Here is a 19,877-nt window from a genome sequence, read left to right as displayed (position 1 = left end):
GAAGAAAAGTGAGAAAAACGGCGCGTTCGAACATTAATTGTACGAAACAGGTGTTTTTTGACATAAAACGCCGTTAAACAGGCCTGATATCAGGTCCATAAAACGTAAAAAGACCAGTCAGAGCGTTCCGACTGGCCTTTATCAATCCTGGTTTTAGGTCTTGTATAGACTTAGAACTTGTATTCGATACCTGCACCCAGGTAGTCTTCCTCTACACCATTGTCTTCATCAACACTTGAGTAGAAGGCATAAAGCTTTGCCGCTTTGCTCAGCTTGTGGTCGATACCCACAGAAATACCATCAACCTTATCGCCCTTATCAAAGTCGATAACCTGATATTGTAGTTTCAGGGTATTCGCGCCGAAACCGTATGCCGCGTTTACCATGTAACCGTCAGCTTCATCAGACCCATCTACTTTCTCTTGCATCTGGTACATTGCACCCAGTTTAAAGTCTGCTACTTTACCTTGTACTGAGAAACGTACTGCATCGTAGCCTTTTACTTCACTATCAGTTGCAACCGCAGCATAGAATTTAGTGTTCTTTAATTTTGCATCACCATAAGTCAGTGCTGCTGAGAACCCGTTTTCACCTTCAGTGCTGTCTTCAGCAATAAATGTACCTAATACTTTAAAGCCATTAAAACTTGCTGATTTATAAGAAATTGAATCGCCCAGACGGTTTTCACCTTTAAACAGGTTCTTAATATCTGCTTCTAGGTCGTTGAACAGGTCAAGTTTGCCTTGTGACTGTTTAAATGCAGTGTCATTACGGCCAATAACAACCTCACCGAAATTACCTTTCAGACCGACGTATTGGTTACGTGCCGTGATATTGTCATCTTCGCCTTTTGAATCTGCATCAGATACGTCTACCTGGAACTCCAGTTTGTAGATAACTTCAAGGCCAGAGTCGAGCTTTTCAGAGCCTTTAAAACCAAAGCGTGATGCATTGCTCTTCACTTCTGTAAATGAACCTTCACCTTCATCAGAACTTTGTACAGACAGGTTCGCCTTACCGTATACATCAACATCAGCGTAAGCGCTCGCAGACAAAGCACCGAAAAGAGAAACAAATAATGCTGATTTGGATAATTTCATGTGTATTTCCTCAAGTATCGCAACACGTAATTTTTTAGACAGGCGCAGTCTGCCAGCGATACGTGACAGAAATATTACACTTAAAATAAAAGTGACATTAAACTGTCAGCTAGCCATCATAAATAATTCAACAATCTGTAACCTAATCAGGTAAAGACGCCAACAGACTGGCAATCATCTCTATTTGCTCTAGCTGTTCATTATCCTTGTGATAGGCAACATAAATCTCGCGGGCATTTTGTTCTACAGATTCAATATGAAACAACTGCTTTTTCTCTATCGATTCGACCGCCAATGCACGGGGTATAAATGCTGAGCCTCCGCACTGCATAATGAGATCCAGCGCAATACGCCCGGTACTGGTTCTGAAATAAGGCGGTGTGCTGCCAGTAAATTGTTTCGCATGCCACAATGAAAAGGCCGTTCCCCAGTCTACATAAACATATTGCTTATCAAAAAAGTCCTCATCCGTTGTCTGTGACATTGTGCTAACTGGGATGATGGCCAGATGCTTTATTTGTTTTACCACCAGCTCATCAACTTTAGGTGGGTCAAATAGCACTGCAATATCAAGTGTACGCTCCAGCAATAAACGTGTACTCTCTTGCTGTGCCTTTACTTCTGCCACCAAAGAAACCCCTGGCATGGCTGTCACAATATGATTAATACCGAATTGTAAAAAGGCATCCCAGATATTCGGCGTACCCGCCAGTGAAAGCTGCTTATGCATGTTGTTGGCAAGTGCCACATCGACCTTCGCACGCTGCATGCCCGTCAGGATCATATTAGCATGGGGTAATAAACGTTCACCCGGCGCCGTCAATTGAATATTATTGCGCTGACGAATAAATAAATTAACGCCAAGGCTTTGTTCTAACTGGCGGATCCGGAAGCTAACGGCAGACTGAGTGATGTATAAATTCTCCGCTGCGCGACCAAAGTGACGGGTCTTTACGACTTCGACAAATGTTTTTAATAGATCTATGTCCACATAGCCCCCTTACGATAAAAAAATCTCGTTTAATTATTTCCACACTATGGTCCATACTCCTGCCAAACAATGCTGAGGATTTCACCATGAGTCAAAATTTAGCGACCTTGAAAGAAGCTTTTGCTACAACAAAACACTTCTATGATGATATTAACTTTCCCCGGGGGTTTTCTCGAAGCGGACACTTTACCCTGCAAGAGTCTGATATTCTGGAAAACCATGGTGCGTTACTTAAAAGCTTATACACTAAAGCCAGTCATCCGCAAAATGAATTTCAGCAACGCTTTGTGGAGGTTATGGGGGGATTAGGGACTCCAGAAAATGCGATGGAAAAAACCTGGACCAAATACCTCAAACTGACGACCTGTAAGACCAAATTCCATACTTTGTTTGGTCGCTCTAAGGTGAGCGCAAATAAGGAAGAAGTCGAAGCTGTCGCTGTGGAAGCTGACGACGACATCTAACCGAATTTATTGTGGGCACCGACTCACTCGGTGCCCCAAGTACTACTATGACGTTGCCAGACGGCGCTGTGCTTTGCCCGTTCGGTAAGAATCAAAACTAAATAGCGCCAAAGCTGACCAAATAAACGCAAAGGTCAATACCCGCTCTGCGCTGAACACTTCACCATAAAATACCACAGCCAAAATAAACATCAGGCTTGGTCCGATGTACTGAAAGAACCCCAATGTTGAGTAGGGAATACGTTTTGCAGCTGCTGTGAAGCACAATAACGGCAGGGTCGTAACCACCCCAGCACTAATCAACAAGAGGTTGGTGAGCCAGTCATTGAGCATCATGTTGCTCGTTTCACTGGGTGTCAGCCACCACCAGTAACCAAGTGCAATGGGAAGTAAAATAACGGCTTCAATTAACAAACCGGGTAAGGACTCCACCGCCATAGTCTTGCGCAACAAACCATAAATGGCGAAGGAACCGGCCAGGGAAAACGCAATAACGGGGAACGAGCCAAAGCTTACTAACTGTAACACGACCCCAACGAATGCCAGGCCGACTGCAAATTGCTGACGAGGACGAAGACGCTCTTGCAGAAACAGCATGCCTAACAGTACATTCAATAAGGGATTAATATAATAGCCTAGGCTAGCATCCAGCATATGACCGTTATTCACTGACCAGATAAACAGTCCCCAGTTAAAACCGAGTAACAACGCCGTGACAGTTAACATCATCAATAGTTTAGGCTGACGCAGTACCGCAATGACTTTATGCCAGTTCAGCTTAACCGCGATGATCAGCGCAATAAAGAGCACTGACCAGACAACTCGATGGATCAGAATTTCAAGCGCATCGACCTGATCCAGTGATTTAAAATAGATGGGGGCCAGTCCCCACATCAAAAACGCTAAAACGGCAAAGGTATACCCTTGCTTCGTTTCACTACTCGTTCCCATTCATTTCTCCCAAGCACGAACACAATTGGCCTTGTGATGGCGACCACAGATGCCAAGCGCGCAGTATACCGCAAACTGTACCCGCCAGTATGATTTTCCTGTGATCAAAAACAAAAGACATCTGACGTAAAACCCACTAAAATGCGCTCGATGGAAAATCTTGCAACTCACTCAATCGACACACCGCACGGCGTACTGAAAGAAGTTTTTGGCTACAGTGACTTTCGTGACGGACAACTCGACGTCATTCAGGCATGCCTGGACGGGCGCGATAGCCTAGTATTGCTGCCGACAGGCGGCGGTAAATCTTTGTGTTATCAGGTACCCGCTTTGTTGCTACCCGGCACCTGCATTGTGGTCTCTCCCCTTATCTCTTTGATGCAAGATCAGGTTGCCCAGCTCAAAGCGCTGGGCATCTCCGCGGAGTTCATCAATAACAGTATCGACCGGGCACAACAGCAAGCAATCTATCAACGCCTGCATCAGGGTGAAATCAAGTTGTTGTATGTTGCGCCTGAGAAAATTCTCCAGAGCGAGTTTATTGAACGTCTGAGTCACCTCAAGTTGGGGTTATTCGCCATTGATGAAGCGCATTGTGTATCCCATTGGGGGCACGACTTCAGACCACACTACTGTCGTCTGCATGAGTTAAAACAACGCTTTGCCACTGTTCCTATGATGGCATTAACGGCAACCGCCGATCTGGCAACTCGCAGCGATATTGTCACGCAGCTTGGCCTGATCACTCCGTTTATCCATACAGGCAGTTTTGACAGACCGAATATTCGCTACACCATAGAAGAAAAGTTTAAGCCCCTGTCACAATTGATGCGCTATCTGCGTACTCAAAAAGGGCAAAGCGGCATTGTCTACTGCTCCAGTCGTAAACGCGTTGATGACATCGCCGAAAAGCTGGTTGAGGCCGGCTTTAACGCTGCGGCATATCATGCAGGTATGACTAACGAGCAACGTCAGTTCGTACAAAATGCATTTTCCCGTGACGATATTCAGATAGTGGTTGCAACGGTGGCATTTGGCATGGGCATCAATAAATCAAATGTGCGCTATGTCTTGCATTACGACATCCCCAAAAGCATTGAGGCCTACTATCAGGAAACGGGCCGCGCGGGACGTGATGGTCTGGCAGCAGAAGCCATTATGTATTTTGATCCGGCGGACATTGGCCGGGTTAAACGCTTTTTTGAAGATATTGAGGATGAGCATCGCCGCAGAGTCGAAGAACAACGATTCAACTCTATGGCCAGCTTTGCTTCGGCGCAGACCTGTCGACGTCAGATCTTGCTCAATTACTTCAGTGAATATCAACGTGAACCCTGTGGTAACTGTGATATCTGCCTGAACCCGCCCAAGCGCTTTGATGGCACTTTGGTTGCTCAGCAAGCGTTATCCTGTATTTACCGAGCTGAGCAGCGTTTTGGACTCGGTTACATTGTGGATGTCCTGCGCGGCGCAAATACCGCCAGGATCCGGGACAACCAGCACCACACACTGAGTACCTATGGTATTGGCAAAGAACATAGCAATGAATACTGGCTGAGTATCCTGAGACAACTGATACACCATGGGTTAGTTGCGCAAGATATCACTCAGGGCGCCGCACTCAGGCTCACTGAAGGGGCGCGTTCAGTTTTACGTGGAGAATACGCATTGCAACTCGCTCAGCCACGCCTTGAAGCAAAACATGTTTATCAGGATAAACTGGCTCAGTTCAATTACGATAAGAAGCTGTTTGCGAAATTGCGTAGCCTGCGAAAAGAGCTCGCCGATCAGGATGACGTGCCGCCTTATGTTGTCTTCAGTGATAAGACACTGGCAGAAATGGCGCAGCTCACCCCGACAAATGACAGTGAATTCCTGAAAGTATCCGGTGTGGGCTTTACCAAATTGAGCAAGTACGGTGCACCTTTTATGCAGCTGATCCGAAATTACCTCGATACCGACTAACCTGACGCACTAACCGGAGTAACCGTGACAACCCACATCAACCACCAGCCTGAGCAGGACTGCATTGTCGTTACTCCTGCTTCTTTGCCCGATGCAGATGAATTCGAGCTATGGGGACAAATTTTCTTGCATCTGGATGGTATTACCTTGCTTGAGTTTCACCTTGGCGCAGATCGTCATCAATGGCGCTTTAGTTATGCAGGCCACCCTTATAACCTCAATTTTGAACATTACAGCGACAGCATCTGGATCATGCCGGAAGGCCTTGGTGCGACTGAACATTTGCCGGATCTGGTTACATTATTTCGGTTAAATTTACAACAATAATATAGACTTAGTTGAGCAGCTATGGCTAACATAGGCCATAATTAAAAGCACGTTTATTCACAACAGGCTGTTCTATGGGTTGGGTTGTTCGCGTTTCAATACTAACAATATTCACAACAGTGGCGGCGCATTCTGCAAAAGCAGCAGCCAGCACGCCATTTAGTGCATTGGAGAGCTGTGGTAATCTTCGTCCGAACATACCCGAAGACAACAACCTCCACCGTCAGCTAGACAGTGAGGACTCCCTACCTGATGTGCAAAATGCCTCCGTTGTTAGCATTGACCTCAAGCAGCTAAACGTCTTTGATACCTCTTTGCCAGAAGAAGACAACGCGGTATTTCGTTTTGCCAATCGGGCACATATCACCACCAAACCTGAAGTGATCCGTAATCTACTGCTTTTTACCAAAGGCAGTGAATATGATCCAAAACTATTACAAGAATCAGAACGGATACTGCGTCAGCAACCCTATATTTACGATGCGAGAATATTCGCAGAGCAAACCTGTGACGGTGAAGTGGCTGTCACTGTCGTCACACGCGATCTGTGGACACTGCTGCCCGACATCAGTTTTAGCCGCAGCGGTGGTGACAATTCGAGCAGACTCGGTTTTCGTGAATCTAACTTATTGGGCTATGGTAAACGTTTGTCACTGACACATATCTCCGATCCCGATCGTAGTGGTTATTTGTTTGTTTATGACGACCCTCAAATTCTCTCTAGCCGCTATCAGGGGCGAGTAGAGTATGCAGACAACGATGATGGCAAAGTGCACTATATTGGGGTTGCCTATCCATTCTTTTCGATTTCTACACCCTACAGCTATGGTGTTAGCAACCTAAGCAATCGCAGAGTTGAATCTCTTTACAATCTGGGCGAAGAGATTTCGGAGTATGAGCAACTGAGTGAAATAACCAATCTATATATTGGTCGCGCGTTCGCACTTAACGACGACTGGACACGGCGACTTCTGTTGGGATATCAGGATGAAAAGCAAGAGTTTGCCCCAATACGCGCCACCACCTTACCAATAGCAGAGGACCGTACTGTACGTTACCCCTATATTCAGGCACAGTGGTTTGAGGATGCCTATATCAAAGTTCGTAATTTTGATTCTATCTACCGTACTGAGGATTTAAATTTAGGGTGGAATATCAATGCCCTGATTGGCTATTCAGACAGCGGGCTCAGTGATGATGATAGCCGCTGGGTTGGGACATTCAACGCAAACAAGGCTCACTTTACTTCTGACGATAGCTTGCTGCGCTTCGCCTTCAATTTGAATGGTTACTGGAATAAACGCGAGCATCAGGCCGAAAATTTAACTATCAGCACACGGCTTCAGTACTATCTCAATACCAGTCTCAGGCAATCCTGGTATGCACAATTGGAAGTCCAATATGGCAAACACCTCAGTGCCGATCAGCAGATCACCTTAGGAGGAGAAACGGGTCTCAGGGGGTACCCGAGTAACTACCTGCAGGGCAATCGCAAAATTTTACTTAACCTTGAAAAACGCTATTACTGGGAATACGATTTACTGCACCTGTTTAAAGTGGGTGGTGCGGCGTATTTTGATATTGGCAGAGTAGACGGTCGTGCACTGCCATCTCCCTTACACGATAATTCGGAATTTTCTCACATACTAACGACACAGCAGCAACACGCTTTAACACATCAAATTCAGGGCCAGTTTTTGAAAAATGTGGGTCTGGGTCTTCGACTCGCTCCGAGCCGCGCGAATTCAGGTTTAGTCCTGCACCTGGATGTTGCCGCGCCACTCGATGGACCTGACAACATTGACTCTGTGCAATGGTTATTTACGGTTAAAAACCGCTTTTAACCAGGCAAATTTCCCTGATATTATCTTGTTTTATTTACACATAAACGGGCAAACCACATGCCAGAGACCCTTGCGACATTTTTACTCGCCGAGTATAAACTGATCGTCACCCTGCTTTTCATATTTCTGTTTCCATTGCTACTAAAGTTGGCAATCAAAGTGCTACATAAGATCACTCGGGGGAAAATTGACTTGCATCGTCAGCAACGTGCCGAACTGCTGTTAAAAGGTTTGGTTGGTGCGGTGTTGCTCTGTCTGTTGCTGGTGTTCTGGGGCATCGAATTGCGGGGCTTGCTGGTATTAGGATCTTCTTTATTTGCGATGCTCGGTGTGGCGATGTTTGCAGCCTGGTCTTTACTCAGCAACCTGACCGCTTTTCTGATCATGTTTGTACAAAATGATTATCGGCTTGGTAACTGGGTCAGAGTCATTGACGGTGCGAACTTCATTGAAGGCTGCATTGTAGAAATGGGGCTGATGAATGTGGTACTGCGTCATGTTGATGGACACAAGGTCGTCTACCCCAATAACCTGTTTGTCACACGCCCGGTCTGGGTACTCAGCGAAGCACCGACTAAACCAAAACACATTGCCGAACGACGGGTACTTGGCCCGAAAAAGTAGTTGTAGGTACCGGTTGTCATATCTTAGTGACATGACGCATGATATATAGGGATCGTTTGCGTAAGGCTATGATCAATTTCAGGGATTAGCTCTGACGCTAACGGCATTAAAGATGTTTCATTTATCGCAGCAGAGCACTCTTTTCACTGAGGTTAGCGTCACATAGTTAGCCATAACTTTTAAAGTGAGCAAGGAAGGAACGATGAATACACGTAACCTGTTTACGGCCATAATTGCCGGTACACTGATGCTCTCGGGCTGTTCCAGTTTAGTCCAGAAAGGCAACGAGTTGTACGAAGCTGGTATGTATGATCAGTCAGCTGAGTTCTATGAGCAAGCACTGGCTGAAGATCCCCAAGATGTTGAAGCACGTCAGGGGCTGACTTTAGCGCGCAATAAAATCATCGATCGTGGACTTATAGATGTACGTATGCTGCGTTTAGCGGGCAATCACACCGGCGCAGCACTTAAACTTGAGGCGCTACTACGCAATCAGATCAGCTGGCATATCGAACCTGTCGGCCCCATGGCCGATACACAAAGCGAAGAGCTCAGATATGCAAACACCTGGCTTAAACAAGAAGCCCGGCAACTATCTGATTCTGCCTACCCGGATCAGTTTCGTTACTTTGAAATGCGTTATGCATTTTTAATTGCTAATGCCAGACTCAGCAACACCTTGGCAAACTATCATGATCAGCTACAGGCCAACGCAGTACGCCAATGTGACAAGCTCAAAGCCGCTCAAGGCCGGGATCGCCTGTTTCTGCAGCGCTTTTATCGAAAATATTGTCAGGCCTGGAACTTAACGATCCAACTCGATGATAGCGTCACCGACAAAGCTCTGTACTCTGAGATCCGTATTAACCCGATACTTTCAGTACAAGTACACGATACCAGCACCCAAAAGCAGCGCCTGCAAACAACGCTCTCTCAGTTGAATGACGCTTTCAGAGATAGTCTGTGGTACCACCCACAAGGTACAGAAACGTTCACACTTAAAGTTCACGCCGCTTTCAAACACACCCGCAAGACTCAACTGGTAAATCGACAAAAACACTACACACTAAAACAAGAACAACCCAATCCGAATGAACCTGATACGGTAATGGATGTTGAAGTTGCAAAAACATATCAGTACCCCGTGACTGAGTTTACCGAACACTTTAGTCTGGACATGATGTATCTGGGTTACGTTGGTGGACAACATATAGAGCACAAGGTCGACGATAGTCAGGTGCATTACACCCAAAGCCATTATGCCGATTTTCCTGACCTCGATTTATCCCCTCAGAAAGCCCATTTTTTGGACGTCAGCTCACGTTTGGATAAGCAATTGTCTGAGTTACGAACCCAGTTTAGAGCAGACTTAGATCAAGCCTGGCTGCAAAGCTATTGTGAAAATAAACTGGCCGCTGCCAGTGGGGAAAATGTTCTGCGCTGCGCCAAGCTTTCACCGCATAACGACTATGTCAACAACTGGTTTAATAAGCACTTTGGACTGAATTACCAGGCGATGTCGAGCCTCTACTCTCTTTAGTCTTATTCACAGTACCTTTGCAGGGCAAGCCGATTGGGAACACAATACTTGGCGAGATACCGACTTCATGCTAACTTCTCGCTCAGTTTAGACTAACAGGAAGCATTTTATGCCTAAAGCCAGTGAAATAAAAAAACACGCCGCGATTGATTACAATGGTCGCGTTATGATCGTCCGAGACATTGAGCGCTCAGTACCACAAGGCCGTGCTGGCGGCAGCTTGTACCGCATGCGTATGTACGATGTCGTCAATAGCGGTAAAGTAGATGAAACGTTTAAGGCGGAAGAAATGCTGCAGCTGGCTGATTTGACACGCCGTCCTGCTATGCTTTCTTATATAGATGGCGAAGAGTATGTGTTTATGGATGAAGAGGATTATACCCCTTACCATATTCATAAAGACTCAATCGCTGAACAGGTCCTGTTCATCAACGAGGAAACCAAAGGCCTGTTGATTGTAGTTGTTGAAGGCACGCCAGTTTCATTGGACTTGCCCTCAAGCGTTGAACTGGTGATCGAAGAAACAGCACCATCGATCAAAGGCGCATCGGCCAGTGCCCGAACTAAACCAGCTACTCTGACAACAGGCTTGGTTGTACAGGTACCAGAGCATATTTCCACGGGTGATAAAATTAAAATTAACACGGCAGAATCTAAGTTTATGAGCCGCGCAGACAGTTAATCGCAAGGTGCCCGCAACAGGATTGCGGGCACCTAATTTGGGTAAATAAACTTCAGTTAATTTATATTATACAATAGCCGTTTGATGCAAAAATCGGTAACATGACCCACAACAACAGATTAAATTGGACAGGTTTGTGGTCAGACTCGGGTGGCTCTCCACCGCGTTGATAGATGGAATTGGACACGGATGAAAACAAGTAAGCTGAGTATCAGGCTGTTATGGTATATTACCCCTCTGGTGATATTACCACTGCTATTGCTTGGTGGTTTTACGCTTACCAACGTCACCAGTTCTACCCAAAAGCAGGCAAAACTCATTGTCAGTCGCTTTGTTGAACAGCAACAACAAAAAATGTTCAACTACATGGAGATCTATCAGTCCACCACTAAGCTGTTGTCGACTTCACCGGTGCTCAGTGACTTTTTGAGCATGCCAGAAGTAGCCAGTCAGGAAAAAGTCCAGCGCTTAGGGGCACTCATGGATGTGTTTGCCAGTTACACCGAAGCCTATCCAGATATTCTTAGCATAAATCTGGTTGATGAACATGGTGAGAGTCATGCTTTCTATGCCAGCAACCTCAACCGTGCGCCTCAATCTTATCCCTTTTTTGCCCAAGTCAGGCAAAGTAATTTACGCCAACAACAGTTTATGCAGGCGTCACACAATGGCGGCACGCAACTGTATTTTGTACAGCAAATCTATGGGGTGGATTTCAATCTCAACCGTCCTCAGCGAGAAGGTTATATTATCGTTCAGGTAGCCCCTTCAATTATCAGCAGCAGTATTCTCGAAGCCCCCTATGACAACACGTTAAATTTGCTGGTGTCCGCCTCCGGCGAGGTGTTATTCAGCTCAGACAGTCATTTTAATCAAAGTTTTTTGAGCGTTGAAGAGATGGATCAGATCAACACCCTGGCTGATAAAGGAAAGCTGGATTCTCTGGTATTGCCATCCATTGATAACCTGCGCCGAATGACTTACAGCGCTCAGCTCAGTGGTGGCTATTACTATATTTCGACCATCCCAAAAACGATTCTATATCAGTCGGGTAAAGCTATCAGCCTGACAACGGCTTTGATCGTCATACTGTCTGTTATCACCCTGCCGATTTTGATTTTTATTGTGGTGAGAAACCTGCTGCTGACGCCCATCGAACTGCTTGGCGAAGCCAGTCATCGCGTTGGGGATGGTGATCTTTCTGTTGCCTTACCTGCACATGACGATGATGAAGTCGGGATACTGTTTGAAGATTTTAATCACATGACCAAACAGATCCGGGATTTCCAGGGGGAGCTCGAGGACTATAAATTACATCTGGAAGAAAAAGTTGAAAACCGCACCCGGGCACTCGAAGAGATGAACCAGCAGCTTGAGGTCGCGATAGCAGAAGCTGAGCAGGCCAGTCAACTTAAAAGCCGTTTCCTGGCGAATATGAGTCACGAGATCCGCACGCCTTTGACCGCTATCATGGGCTTCACCGAGCAGATGCTGCATTCTCCCAATGCCACTAACTCAGCACTACACCTGGATACTATATTACGTAACTCACGCCACCTGCTTGAGCTTATAAATAATATCCTGGATCTGTCTAAGATCGAGGCCGAAAAGCTGGCTGTTGAGCAAGATCCAATCGAGTTACTTCACTTACTTAAAGATGTTGAGTCCATCATTGCCCCCATGGCGGAGCAAAAACAACTCGACTTTACAATGCACTATGCCTTACCACTGCCACAACAACTGTTCAGCGATGAAACCCGACTTAAGCAGATTTTATTGAATATCGCCACGAATGCAGTGAAGTTTACCGAAACGGGCAGTATTGAGATCAATGCCCGCTATCGCTCAGATACCGCCCAGTTTGAGTTTGAAGTAAAAGACAGCGGCATAGGTATGTCTCAGGGCGAAATGTCGCGGGTATTCAAACCGTTTGAGCAGGCTGATTCTACCACTACCCGGCGCTTTGGCGGCACCGGCCTGGGGCTTTGTATCTCCAAAAACCTGGCGCAGTTGCTCGGTGGTGATGTCAGCGTAGAAAGCGCGCAGGGTGTCGGCAGCAGATTTATCATTACCATCGCAGCCAACCATTCAGATAACACTTTCGCGTGGATTGAAGACGAAGCGCAACTGACACATGATCATGTGGTCTCCACCTTGCAACTTGAGCAGACTCAGTTTGAGGCTGACATCCTGCTTGCTGAAGACAACCCGGATAATCAGGAGCTGTTGACGCTTTTATTAGGGGCCTGGGGGCTCAAACCTGATATAGCCAGCAATGGCGCACAGGCCGTGGAAATGGCTCTGGTGAATGATTACGACCTCATCCTGATGGACATGCAAATGCCTGTTATGGGTGGACTGGAAGCCACTGAAATGCTCCGGCATGCTGCCTACGATGGTCCAATTATTGCGCTGACCGCTAACGTCATGAAGCATGATATAGACACCTACCTGGCGGCAGGTTGCGATGCCACGCTCGCCAAACCCATCGACCGTGAAAAACTCGGGGCCGTACTGCTTAAATATTTAGAGCTGGAAGAGGATAAAAGCTCGCAGTGGAACTCGCTGCTGCAAAGTGAAAAATACCTGCAGATCAGCCGCAACTATGTTGAAAAGCTGCCTGACCAGCTGACTCAACTGGAACACCTTTTTGGTGCTCAGGAATGGGAATCACTCAGAGCACTGGCGCATAGCCTGAAAGGCAGTGCCGGATGTTTCGGCTTTACTAATATTCATAACGCTGCCGGCGACCTGGAAACTTGTCTACGCGAAGACAATCCGACAAAGTGGGAATATGCAATGCTGACACTCACACAAGCCATCAGATATACCCTTGAGCAAGAGCATGCCTGATTTTGTGCAGTGCATAAGATAATCAGTGATCCGCCAGTTCAGGATTAAAAAGTACTTTGCCCATCAGCACTGCGTCTTCTTTCCCTTGTGCGCTCGGGTAGTAATTTTTTCGCACCCCCATCTCCGTGAAGCCTGCCTTATGGTATAAGCCAATAGCCGCGTTATTACTTACCCGTACTTCCAGAAAGATATTTTCGGCATTGTCTTGCTCGCACCTTTCTATGAAATGCGCCAGCAATTGCCAGGCCAGGCCCTGCCCCTGAAAAGCGGGAGCAATGCAAATATCCATCAGTGTAAAGTCTGGCCCAGCGCGCTCACCTACATAAAACCCCACTAAGTGCTCATCCAGATATAGAGCAGCATTAAAGTAACGACCACTTAAACACGACTGCATCGTCTTGACGGTCCAAGGGTGACTATGACAGGCCTGCTCAATGTCCATGAGCTGTTGTAGTGGTATGGCGGCCAGATGATCCGACACGATAGCAACATTCATTATTACGCGCTCCAGATCTGCTGCCATAAGATGCGTTTTTGTTCACCTGTCAGCTGCGCATCCGGCATAATCAGCTGTGCTTGCTGCCCGTTACGGGACCAATGCAGAGCATCTCCTTTTACGACACGTAACTCACCGACATTAGCGGCTCTGCACAGATCCTGTTGCAGCTGCTCATTCAGCGAGAGCGGCTCATGTTCAACAGGCACGGAGGCTGGCATGGCTGGCTGTGGATTGGGGTCAAACGCCGGTTTGAGTTTAAGTGGCATTACACCAAGTAACTGAGCCTGAGCTGCATGCATGTAAAAACACCGAGAAAATTAAATGCTGAGAATTCTAGAATATGCGCGCAATGACTGCAATCTGAATTGTATTAAATATGGGAATTATCAGGAAATAAAGAAGGAAGTGGCAGGGGCGGCAGGACTCGAACCCGCAACCATCGGTTTTGGAGACCGCTGTTCTACCAATTGGAACTACGCCCCTGCAATGTCGACGCATTATAATGAGCTAATTGAAAAGGTAAAGAAAAAATATCACATTTCTGATCGTTTGCTGATTTTATCAGCAAAAAGGGCGAATAGTTACCCTATTCGCCCTTTTCTTAACCTATATCAGGTTACCTGATACGTGATTATTCCCACTCAATCGTCGCAGGCGGTTTACCTGAGATGTCATATACCACGCGAGAAATGCCGTCGATTTCGTTGATGATGCGGTTTGAGACCTGACCCAGGAACTCATACGGCAGGTGTGACCAGCGCGCCGTCATAAAGTCGATGGTTTCTACACAGCGTAGTGAGACAACCCAGTCGTACTTACGCGCATCACCCATCACGCCCACTGAACGTACCGGCAGGAACACAGTGAAAGCCTGAGACACTTTGTGGTACAAATCAGCCTTGTGCAATTCTTCGATGAAGATAGCATCGGCACGACGTAGCAGGTCGCAGTATTCTTTCTTGATCTCACCCAGTACACGAACACCCAGACCCGGACCCGGGAACGGGTGACGGTAAAGCATGTCGTATGGCAGGCCTAACTCCAGACCAATCTTACGTACTTCGTCTTTAAACAGCTCACGCAGCGGCTCTACCAGACCCAGCTCCATATCTTCTGGCAAGCCACCCACATTGTGGTGAGACTTGATCACGTGTGCTTTACCTGTGGCTGACGCCGCAGATTCAATCACGTCCGGGTAGATAGTGCCTTGTGCCAGCCATTTGGCGTTAACACGCTTGCCCGCTTCTTCGTCGAATACTTCAATGAAGGTATGGCCAATTGCTTTACGCTTGTCTTCCGGGTCATCAATGCCTTTAAGGGCATTCAGGAAACGGTCTTCTGCGTCAACTTTAATGATGTTCAGGCCAAACTTATCGCCGAACATGTCCATCACCTGCTGGCCTTCGTTAAGGCGTAGCAGGCCATTGTCTACAAATACACACGTCAGCTTGTCGCCGATAGCGCGGTTGATCAACATAGCAACCACAGATGAATCAACCCCACCCGACAGGCCCAGGATCACTTCGTCGTCACCTACCTGCTCTTTAATACGTGCAACCGCATCTTCGATGATTTGGCTTGGTGTCCACAGTTTTTCACAGCCACAGATATCAGTAGCAAAGCGCTCAAGCAGGCGCAGACCTTGTTGCGTGTGCGTCACTTCCGGGTGGAACTGCACGCCATAGAAACGCTTTTCTTCCCAAGACATCGCTGCATGCGGACAGGTTTCTGTTTTTGCAGAAGTAATAAACTGCTCTGGGATCTCGATAACCTTGTCACCGTGACTCATCCACACGTCTAGTTTGCCAATGCCATCTTCGATGTGATCTTCAATCGCTTCAAACAGGGCACAGTTACCCACTTTTTCTACTTTCGCGTAACCAAACTCTTTCTTATCTGAGCTGTGTACTTTACCACCCAGCTGTGACGCCATGGTTTGCATGCCGTAACAAATACCAAGTACAGGCACACCGGCATTGAAGACATATTCAGGTGCGCGCGGGCTGCCTTCTAAAGTCGTTGACTCCGGACCACCTGACAGAATAATACCCTGCGGATTAAATTCGCGGATCTGCTCCTCGGTTACATCCCAGGCCCATAGCTCACAGTAAACGCCGATCTCACGGATCCGGCGGGCGATCAATTGAGTGTATTGAGAACCAAAATCTAAGATCAAAATACGGGAATCATGGATGTCTTTGCTCATTGATAATCTCGTTTGTTAGGAAGCGATAAAACTAGTAAAGCATAGTAAAAGTACTTTACCTAAATGACCGGGCAAGTTTGCCTGCCCAACGCATTGTATTTGTTTGTATCCGCCATATAAAAGCAGACACTAAAATTAAGAAGGGCCGGCAACCGCCAGCCCACTTTTTACCCGCCGGGATTAGCCCATGCGGTAGTTTGGAGCCTCTTTGGTGATCTGTACGTCATGGACGTGCGACTCACCCATACCCGCAGAAGTCACGCGAACAAACTGAGGTTTAGTGTTCAGCTCCAAAATGGTGCCGCATCCAGTCAGGCCCATGGCACTGCGGATCCCGCCCACTTGTTGGTGGATAATGGTCGCGATTGGGCCTTTGTAAGCCACGCGGCCTTCAATGCCTTCCGGAACCAGTTTTTCAGCAGCATTGCTCTTTTGGAAGTAACGATCTGATGACCCTTCTTTTTGGTTCATCGCGCCCAGTGAGCCCATACCACGGTATGACTTGTAGTAACGACCCTGATACAACTCAACTTCACCCGGTGCTTCTTCAGTACCTGCCAGCATAGAACCAACCATCACACAAGATGCACCTGCAACCAGGGCTTTAACGATGTCACCAGAGAAACGAATACCGCCGTCAGCAATGACTGGGATGTCGCGCCCTTTCAGGCCATCAACCGCATCTGAAATTGCCGTAATTTGAGGCACGCCACAACCAGTTACGATACGTGTGGTACAGATAGAACCAGGACCAATACCCACTTTAACCGCATCCACACCCGCGTCAGCCAGTGCTACTGCACCTTCAGCTGTGGCCACATTACCCGCAACAATTTGCAAGTCCGGATACGCTTCGCGGGTTGCTTTAACACGATCAATAACGCCCTGAGAGTGACCATGCGAAGTATCAATAAGTAGTACGTCAACGCCCGCAGCAACCAGCGCAGCGATACGCTCGTCGGTACCTGCACCCACACCCACAGCAGCACCTACACGAAGACGGCCTTGCTCGTCTTTACATGCGTTTGGTTTTTCCTGTGCTTTTTGATAATCCTTAACCGTGATCATGCCTTTCAGTTTGAAAGCATCATCAACGACTAAGATTTTCTCGATGCGGTGCTCATGCATCAGACCCAGGATCTCTTCGCGTGATGCGCCCTCTTTTACCGTTACCAGATCCGCTTTTTGCGTCATCACAGATGACACAGGCTTGTCTAGTTTAGTTTCGAAGCGCATATCACGGCTGGTGATGATACCTTCCAGCAGGTTGTTCTCGCCGACCACAGGGAAGCCTGAGAAACCGTTTTCTTCAGCCAATGCTAACGTATCAGCAATGGTTTTATCTGCGGTGACGGTAACCGGAAAAGAGACAATTCCTGCTTCGTACGCTTTTACTTTACGTACGTTGCGCGCTTGTTCTTCAATGGTCATGTTCTTATGGATGAATCCAAGGCCGCCTTCCTGTGCAAGTGCAATTGCAAGGCGTGCTTCAGTGACTGTATCCATAGAGGCAGAAACTAATGGCAAATTAAGTTCAATACCACGGGTCAGGCGGGTTTTTAAGTTCGCAGTGTGTGGTAGAACAGTCGAATGAGCGGGTACTAAAAGTACGTCGTCAAAGGTAAGGGCTTCTTTTGCAATTCTTAACATGTGTGCGGCATCTCTCAAGTGAAACTGAGTATAAGGAATTGCGAGCGCATTTTATCAGCGTTCCTTATGCGAGTAAATAAAATTTAGCAAAAATATGCTAGAGTGTTCGTGAATTTTTTATGGAGCTGAGTATGTCGTTGCCACAACAAGAAAAAGTTTATTCGGTGTCACACCTGAATCGAGAGATCCGCAGTTTGCTGGAACAGGGGTTCGCTTCTTTACAGCTGACGGGCGAGATCTCCAACTTTGTTGCCCCAGCATCCGGGCACTGGTATTTTTCGCTCAAAGACGACAAAGCCCAGGTCAAGGCAGCCATGTGGCGTGGCAACAACCGCTACTGCCGCTACCGGCCACAAAATGGTGAACAGGTACTGGTGCAGGCCCGGGTATCGGTGTACGAACCCCGTGGTGATTATCAGTTGATCGTCGAACAGATGGCACCGGCAGGTGAAGGTCTGCTAAAACAGCAATTCGATGTACTCAAACTACGTCTGGCCGGTGAAGGCTTATTCAGCAGCCAGCACAAACAACCACTGCCTGCACGAATAAACCGGGTCGGCGTCGTAACCTCCCCAACCGGCGCAGCTGTGCGTGATATTCTGTCGGTTCTTAAGCGACGAGCCCCACAGCTGGAGGTGGTGATCTACCCGACTCAAGTGCAAGGGCAGGAAGCGCATCATCAGATTGGGGCACAAATTGGCTTGGCGAATCGTCGTGAAGAAGTAGATGTACTGATTGTTGGTCGTGGCGGCGGCTCGCTTGAAGATCTCTGGTGCTTTAACGAAGAAACCGTGGCACGGGCAATCTTTGCCAGTCAACTGCCTGTGATCAGCGCCGTAGGGCATGAAATAGATACCACCATCAGTGATTATGTCGCCGACTTACGTGCTCCAACCCCTTCTGCCGCCGCAGAGCTGGTCAGCCCGGATGGGGCAGAAATTCAGGCCCAGTTAGGTCAACAAAAACAACGCCTGAGCAGTGCGATGCAGCGCTATCTGGCACACCATACTCAGCAACTGCAAAATTCACATCAGCGGCTGTTACTCCAACATCCACAGGCACAGCTAATGCAGCAGGCACAAAAAGTAGATGAACTGAGTAGCCGATTGCATAGGGCAATGCACCACCAGCAACACCGTGCTCAAAGTCGCGTTACCCTGGCACAACACCGCTTGGCGCAGTTTCATCCAGAGCAAAAGTTGCGATACGCACATCAACATCTGGACAGTCTGAAAGAAAAGCTCACCCGAACATTGCAGGCGTCACAGCAACAGCGTACACAGCAGCTGGCTTTGCTCGCGGCCAGGCTCGACAGTGTTAGTCCGCTGGCCGTTTTGTCGCGAGGCTATAGCATTACGAAATCTGGCGAAAAAGTGGTGAAATCGACCCGGGATGTAACGACAGGCGATATACTCACCACTGAATTGCACGATGGTCGTTTGCAAGCCCAGGTCATTGATGTCACACCAGCCAACCCAAATGACGAGAGCACTTAATACTCAGTCGCCAGCTCGCGCATGCTTTTAGTGCTAAAATGCACCAGCATGCCTTGCGCCGTTTGCTGCGCTGAGCTGACCTTAAATTGCTTTATCCAGGGGCTATTGAACAGGCTGTCATTCAGGCGTTGCCACTGCATGGCATCGATATCCTCACTGCGCGGCACAAAACTAAGCTGACAAACATGACGCTTGCAGCCATAACTGGCGTAAGTAAAGTATGTACTGAGATCACTGGTGTACAAAAAGTCCCCAAGCTGCAATTCCAGCTCATCGGCCCAGACGGGGTCTCGCGATTCGGTTTGAAAGATATCAGCCAGTTGACGATTTATATTGCCAGATGAACTTGGTCGCTGCTGTTGCTCTGATTGCTCCGGCAGCAATGGTGTATGACTTTGAACCTGCTTAAGCTCTTGCTGTAACTGATGTATTTGCTGCTGCAGCGCTACCAGCTCGGTACCGCCAGTCGGCTCAGAGGCGCTATCTAGCTGAGCCTGATCTGACGGCAAAGGAGCTAGATGTTGAACGGCATCGCCAGAGTTGGCCACAATCACAGTGGCAGGCTGTACTGGGTTTTCTGATACAAACCACCAGGTTAACGGAGCAGCCATGGCTGCCCCCAAAAACATCCATAAAAACTTTTGGTTCAGGCTATCCATAAAGCATTGCCGATTTATTCAGTCAG

At 47.6% G+C, this 19,877-nt stretch carries 17 protein-coding genes and 1 tRNA gene; 9 read left to right on the top strand and 9 right to left on the bottom strand.

What is annotated here, in order from left to right:
• Nucleotides 1-170 precede the first annotated feature (170 nt).
• Nucleotides 171-1,100, bottom strand: coding sequence for a porin (locus tag CWB98_RS14035; RefSeq protein WP_054014665.1), 930 nt, complete (start codon nt 1,098-1,100; stop codon nt 171-173).
• Nucleotides 1,101-1,242: 142 nt separating this feature from the next.
• Nucleotides 1,243-2,091 (bottom strand): LysR family transcriptional regulator, encoded by an 849-nt coding sequence (locus CWB98_RS14030; RefSeq protein ID WP_054014666.1) that lies wholly within the window; start codon nt 2,089-2,091, stop codon nt 1,243-1,245.
• An 86-nt stretch (nt 2,092-2,177) separates the two neighbouring features.
• Between CWB98_RS14030 and CWB98_RS14025 the strand changes: the two genes are divergently transcribed.
• Nucleotides 2,178-2,555: a DUF413 domain-containing protein gene (locus tag CWB98_RS14025; RefSeq protein WP_138545421.1), complete on the top strand. Its 378-nt coding sequence runs from the start codon at nt 2,178-2,180 to the stop codon at nt 2,553-2,555.
• A 45-nt stretch (nt 2,556-2,600) separates the two neighbouring features.
• On the opposite strand, the gene rarD is transcribed toward CWB98_RS14025, so the two are convergent.
• The gene (gene rarD / locus CWB98_RS14020; RefSeq protein WP_138545420.1) at nt 2,601-3,506 is read right to left on the bottom strand and encodes an EamA family transporter RarD; all 906 of its coding nucleotides are present in this window, start codon (nt 3,504-3,506) and stop codon (nt 2,601-2,603) included.
• A gap of 150 nt (nt 3,507-3,656) precedes the next feature.
• Here rarD and recQ point away from each other — a divergent pair, with 150 nt between their 5' ends.
• The 7 genes from recQ (at nt 3,657) to CWB98_RS13985 (ending at nt 13,341) form a co-directional block, all read left to right on the top strand.
• Nucleotides 3,657-5,471, top strand: coding sequence for a DNA helicase RecQ (gene recQ, locus CWB98_RS14015; protein WP_138545419.1), 1,815 nt, complete (start codon nt 3,657-3,659; stop codon nt 5,469-5,471).
• Nucleotides 5,472-5,495: 24 nt separating this feature from the next.
• The gene (locus tag CWB98_RS14010; RefSeq protein WP_138545418.1) at nt 5,496-5,798 is read left to right on the top strand and encodes a DUF3630 family protein; all 303 of its coding nucleotides are present in this window, start codon (nt 5,496-5,498) and stop codon (nt 5,796-5,798) included.
• Between the two features lie 74 nt (nt 5,799-5,872).
• A complete protein-coding gene (locus CWB98_RS14005; protein ID WP_171045657.1) occupies nt 5,873-7,642 on the top strand; it encodes a ShlB/FhaC/HecB family hemolysin secretion/activation protein in 1,770 nt (589 codons plus the stop codon).
• A gap of 57 nt (nt 7,643-7,699) precedes the next feature.
• Complete coding sequence (locus CWB98_RS14000; protein ID WP_138545417.1) at nt 7,700-8,266, top strand: mechanosensitive ion channel domain-containing protein; 567 nt, start codon at nt 7,700-7,702, stop codon at nt 8,264-8,266.
• A gap of 202 nt (nt 8,267-8,468) precedes the next feature.
• On the top strand, nt 8,469-9,806 hold the full coding sequence (locus CWB98_RS13995) for a tetratricopeptide repeat protein (protein WP_138545416.1): 1,338 nt from the start codon (nt 8,469-8,471) through the stop codon (nt 9,804-9,806).
• 109 nt (nt 9,807-9,915) lie between these two features.
• The gene (gene efpL / locus CWB98_RS13990; RefSeq protein ID WP_138545415.1) at nt 9,916-10,488 is read left to right on the top strand and encodes an elongation factor P-like protein EfpL; all 573 of its coding nucleotides are present in this window, start codon (nt 9,916-9,918) and stop codon (nt 10,486-10,488) included.
• Nucleotides 10,489-10,677: 189 nt separating this feature from the next.
• Complete coding sequence (locus tag CWB98_RS13985) at nt 10,678-13,341, top strand: ATP-binding protein (protein ID WP_138545414.1); 2,664 nt, start codon at nt 10,678-10,680, stop codon at nt 13,339-13,341.
• Between the two features lie 22 nt (nt 13,342-13,363).
• Here the strand turns inward: CWB98_RS13985 and rimI are convergent, their stop codons facing one another.
• The 5 genes from rimI to guaB all read right to left on the bottom strand — a co-directional run bounded on the left by rimI (nt 13,364) and on the right by guaB (nt 17,696).
• Nucleotides 13,364-13,837: a ribosomal protein S18-alanine N-acetyltransferase gene (rimI, locus tag CWB98_RS13980; RefSeq protein ID WP_249364676.1), complete on the bottom strand. Its 474-nt coding sequence runs from the start codon at nt 13,835-13,837 to the stop codon at nt 13,364-13,366.
• 2 nt (nt 13,838-13,839) lie between these two features.
• Nucleotides 13,840-14,139: a hypothetical protein gene (locus tag CWB98_RS13975; RefSeq protein WP_138545413.1), complete on the bottom strand. Its 300-nt coding sequence runs from the start codon at nt 14,137-14,139 to the stop codon at nt 13,840-13,842.
• 107 nt (nt 14,140-14,246) lie between these two features.
• A tRNA-Trp gene (locus CWB98_RS13970) sits at nt 14,247-14,323 on the bottom strand.
• 148 nt (nt 14,324-14,471) lie between these two features.
• Nucleotides 14,472-16,046: a glutamine-hydrolyzing GMP synthase gene (gene guaA / locus CWB98_RS13965; RefSeq protein ID WP_046006173.1), complete on the bottom strand. Its 1,575-nt coding sequence runs from the start codon at nt 16,044-16,046 to the stop codon at nt 14,472-14,474.
• Between the two features lie 180 nt (nt 16,047-16,226).
• Nucleotides 16,227-17,696 carry an IMP dehydrogenase gene (guaB, locus tag CWB98_RS13960; RefSeq protein WP_138545412.1) on the bottom strand — a complete coding sequence of 490 codons (1,470 nt, stop codon included), beginning with the start codon at nt 17,694-17,696 and terminating at the stop codon, nt 16,227-16,229.
• 131 nt (nt 17,697-17,827) lie between these two features.
• Here guaB and xseA point away from each other — a divergent pair, with 131 nt between their 5' ends.
• Nucleotides 17,828-19,192: an exodeoxyribonuclease VII large subunit gene (gene xseA / locus CWB98_RS13955; protein WP_138545411.1), complete on the top strand. Its 1,365-nt coding sequence runs from the start codon at nt 17,828-17,830 to the stop codon at nt 19,190-19,192.
• On the opposite strand, the gene CWB98_RS13950 is transcribed toward xseA, so the two are convergent.
• Nucleotides 19,189-19,851, bottom strand: coding sequence for a hypothetical protein (locus CWB98_RS13950; RefSeq protein WP_138545410.1), 663 nt, complete (start codon nt 19,849-19,851; stop codon nt 19,189-19,191). The two genes, xseA and CWB98_RS13950, sit on opposite strands and share 4 nt — an antisense overlap.
• Nucleotides 19,852-19,877 lie beyond the last annotated feature (26 nt).

The sequence above is a fragment of the Pseudoalteromonas rubra genome (assembly GCF_005887115.1).
GTDB lineage: Bacteria > Pseudomonadota > Gammaproteobacteria > Enterobacterales > Alteromonadaceae > Pseudoalteromonas > Pseudoalteromonas rubra_F.
This window is presented reverse-complemented; position numbering and strand designations above follow the sequence as displayed.

Bases quoted from the DNA above. Each gene is read 5' to 3' on its own strand.
- CWB98_RS14035 (WP_054014665.1), bottom strand. From the start codon at position 1,100: ATGAAATTATCCAAATCAGCATTATTTGTTTCTCTTTTCGGTGCTTTG.
- CWB98_RS14025 (WP_138545421.1), top strand. From the start codon at position 2,178: ATGAGTCAAAATTTAGCGACCTTGAAAGAAGCTTTTGCTACAACAAAA.
- rarD (WP_138545420.1), bottom strand. From the start codon at position 3,506: ATGGGAACGAGTAGTGAAACGAAGCAAGGGTATACCTTTGCCGTTTTA.
- recQ (WP_138545419.1), top strand. From the start codon at position 3,657: ATGGAAAATCTTGCAACTCACTCAATCGACACACCGCACGGCGTACTG.
- CWB98_RS14005 (WP_171045657.1), top strand. From the start codon at position 5,873: ATGGGTTGGGTTGTTCGCGTTTCAATACTAACAATATTCACAACAGTG.
- CWB98_RS14000 (WP_138545417.1), top strand. From the start codon at position 7,700: ATGCCAGAGACCCTTGCGACATTTTTACTCGCCGAGTATAAACTGATC.
- CWB98_RS13995 (WP_138545416.1), top strand. From the start codon at position 8,469: ATGAATACACGTAACCTGTTTACGGCCATAATTGCCGGTACACTGATG.
- efpL (WP_138545415.1), top strand. From the start codon at position 9,916: ATGCCTAAAGCCAGTGAAATAAAAAAACACGCCGCGATTGATTACAAT.
- CWB98_RS13985 (WP_138545414.1), top strand. From the start codon at position 10,678: ATGAAAACAAGTAAGCTGAGTATCAGGCTGTTATGGTATATTACCCCT.
- rimI (WP_249364676.1), bottom strand. From the start codon at position 13,837: ATGAATGTTGCTATCGTGTCGGATCATCTGGCCGCCATACCACTACAA.
- CWB98_RS13975 (WP_138545413.1), bottom strand. From the start codon at position 14,139: ATGCATGCAGCTCAGGCTCAGTTACTTGGTGTAATGCCACTTAAACTC.
- guaA (WP_046006173.1), bottom strand. From the start codon at position 16,046: ATGAGCAAAGACATCCATGATTCCCGTATTTTGATCTTAGATTTTGGT.
- guaB (WP_138545412.1), bottom strand. From the start codon at position 17,696: ATGTTAAGAATTGCAAAAGAAGCCCTTACCTTTGACGACGTACTTTTA.
- xseA (WP_138545411.1), top strand. From the start codon at position 17,828: ATGTCGTTGCCACAACAAGAAAAAGTTTATTCGGTGTCACACCTGAAT.
- CWB98_RS13950 (WP_138545410.1), bottom strand. From the start codon at position 19,851: ATGGATAGCCTGAACCAAAAGTTTTTATGGATGTTTTTGGGGGCAGCC.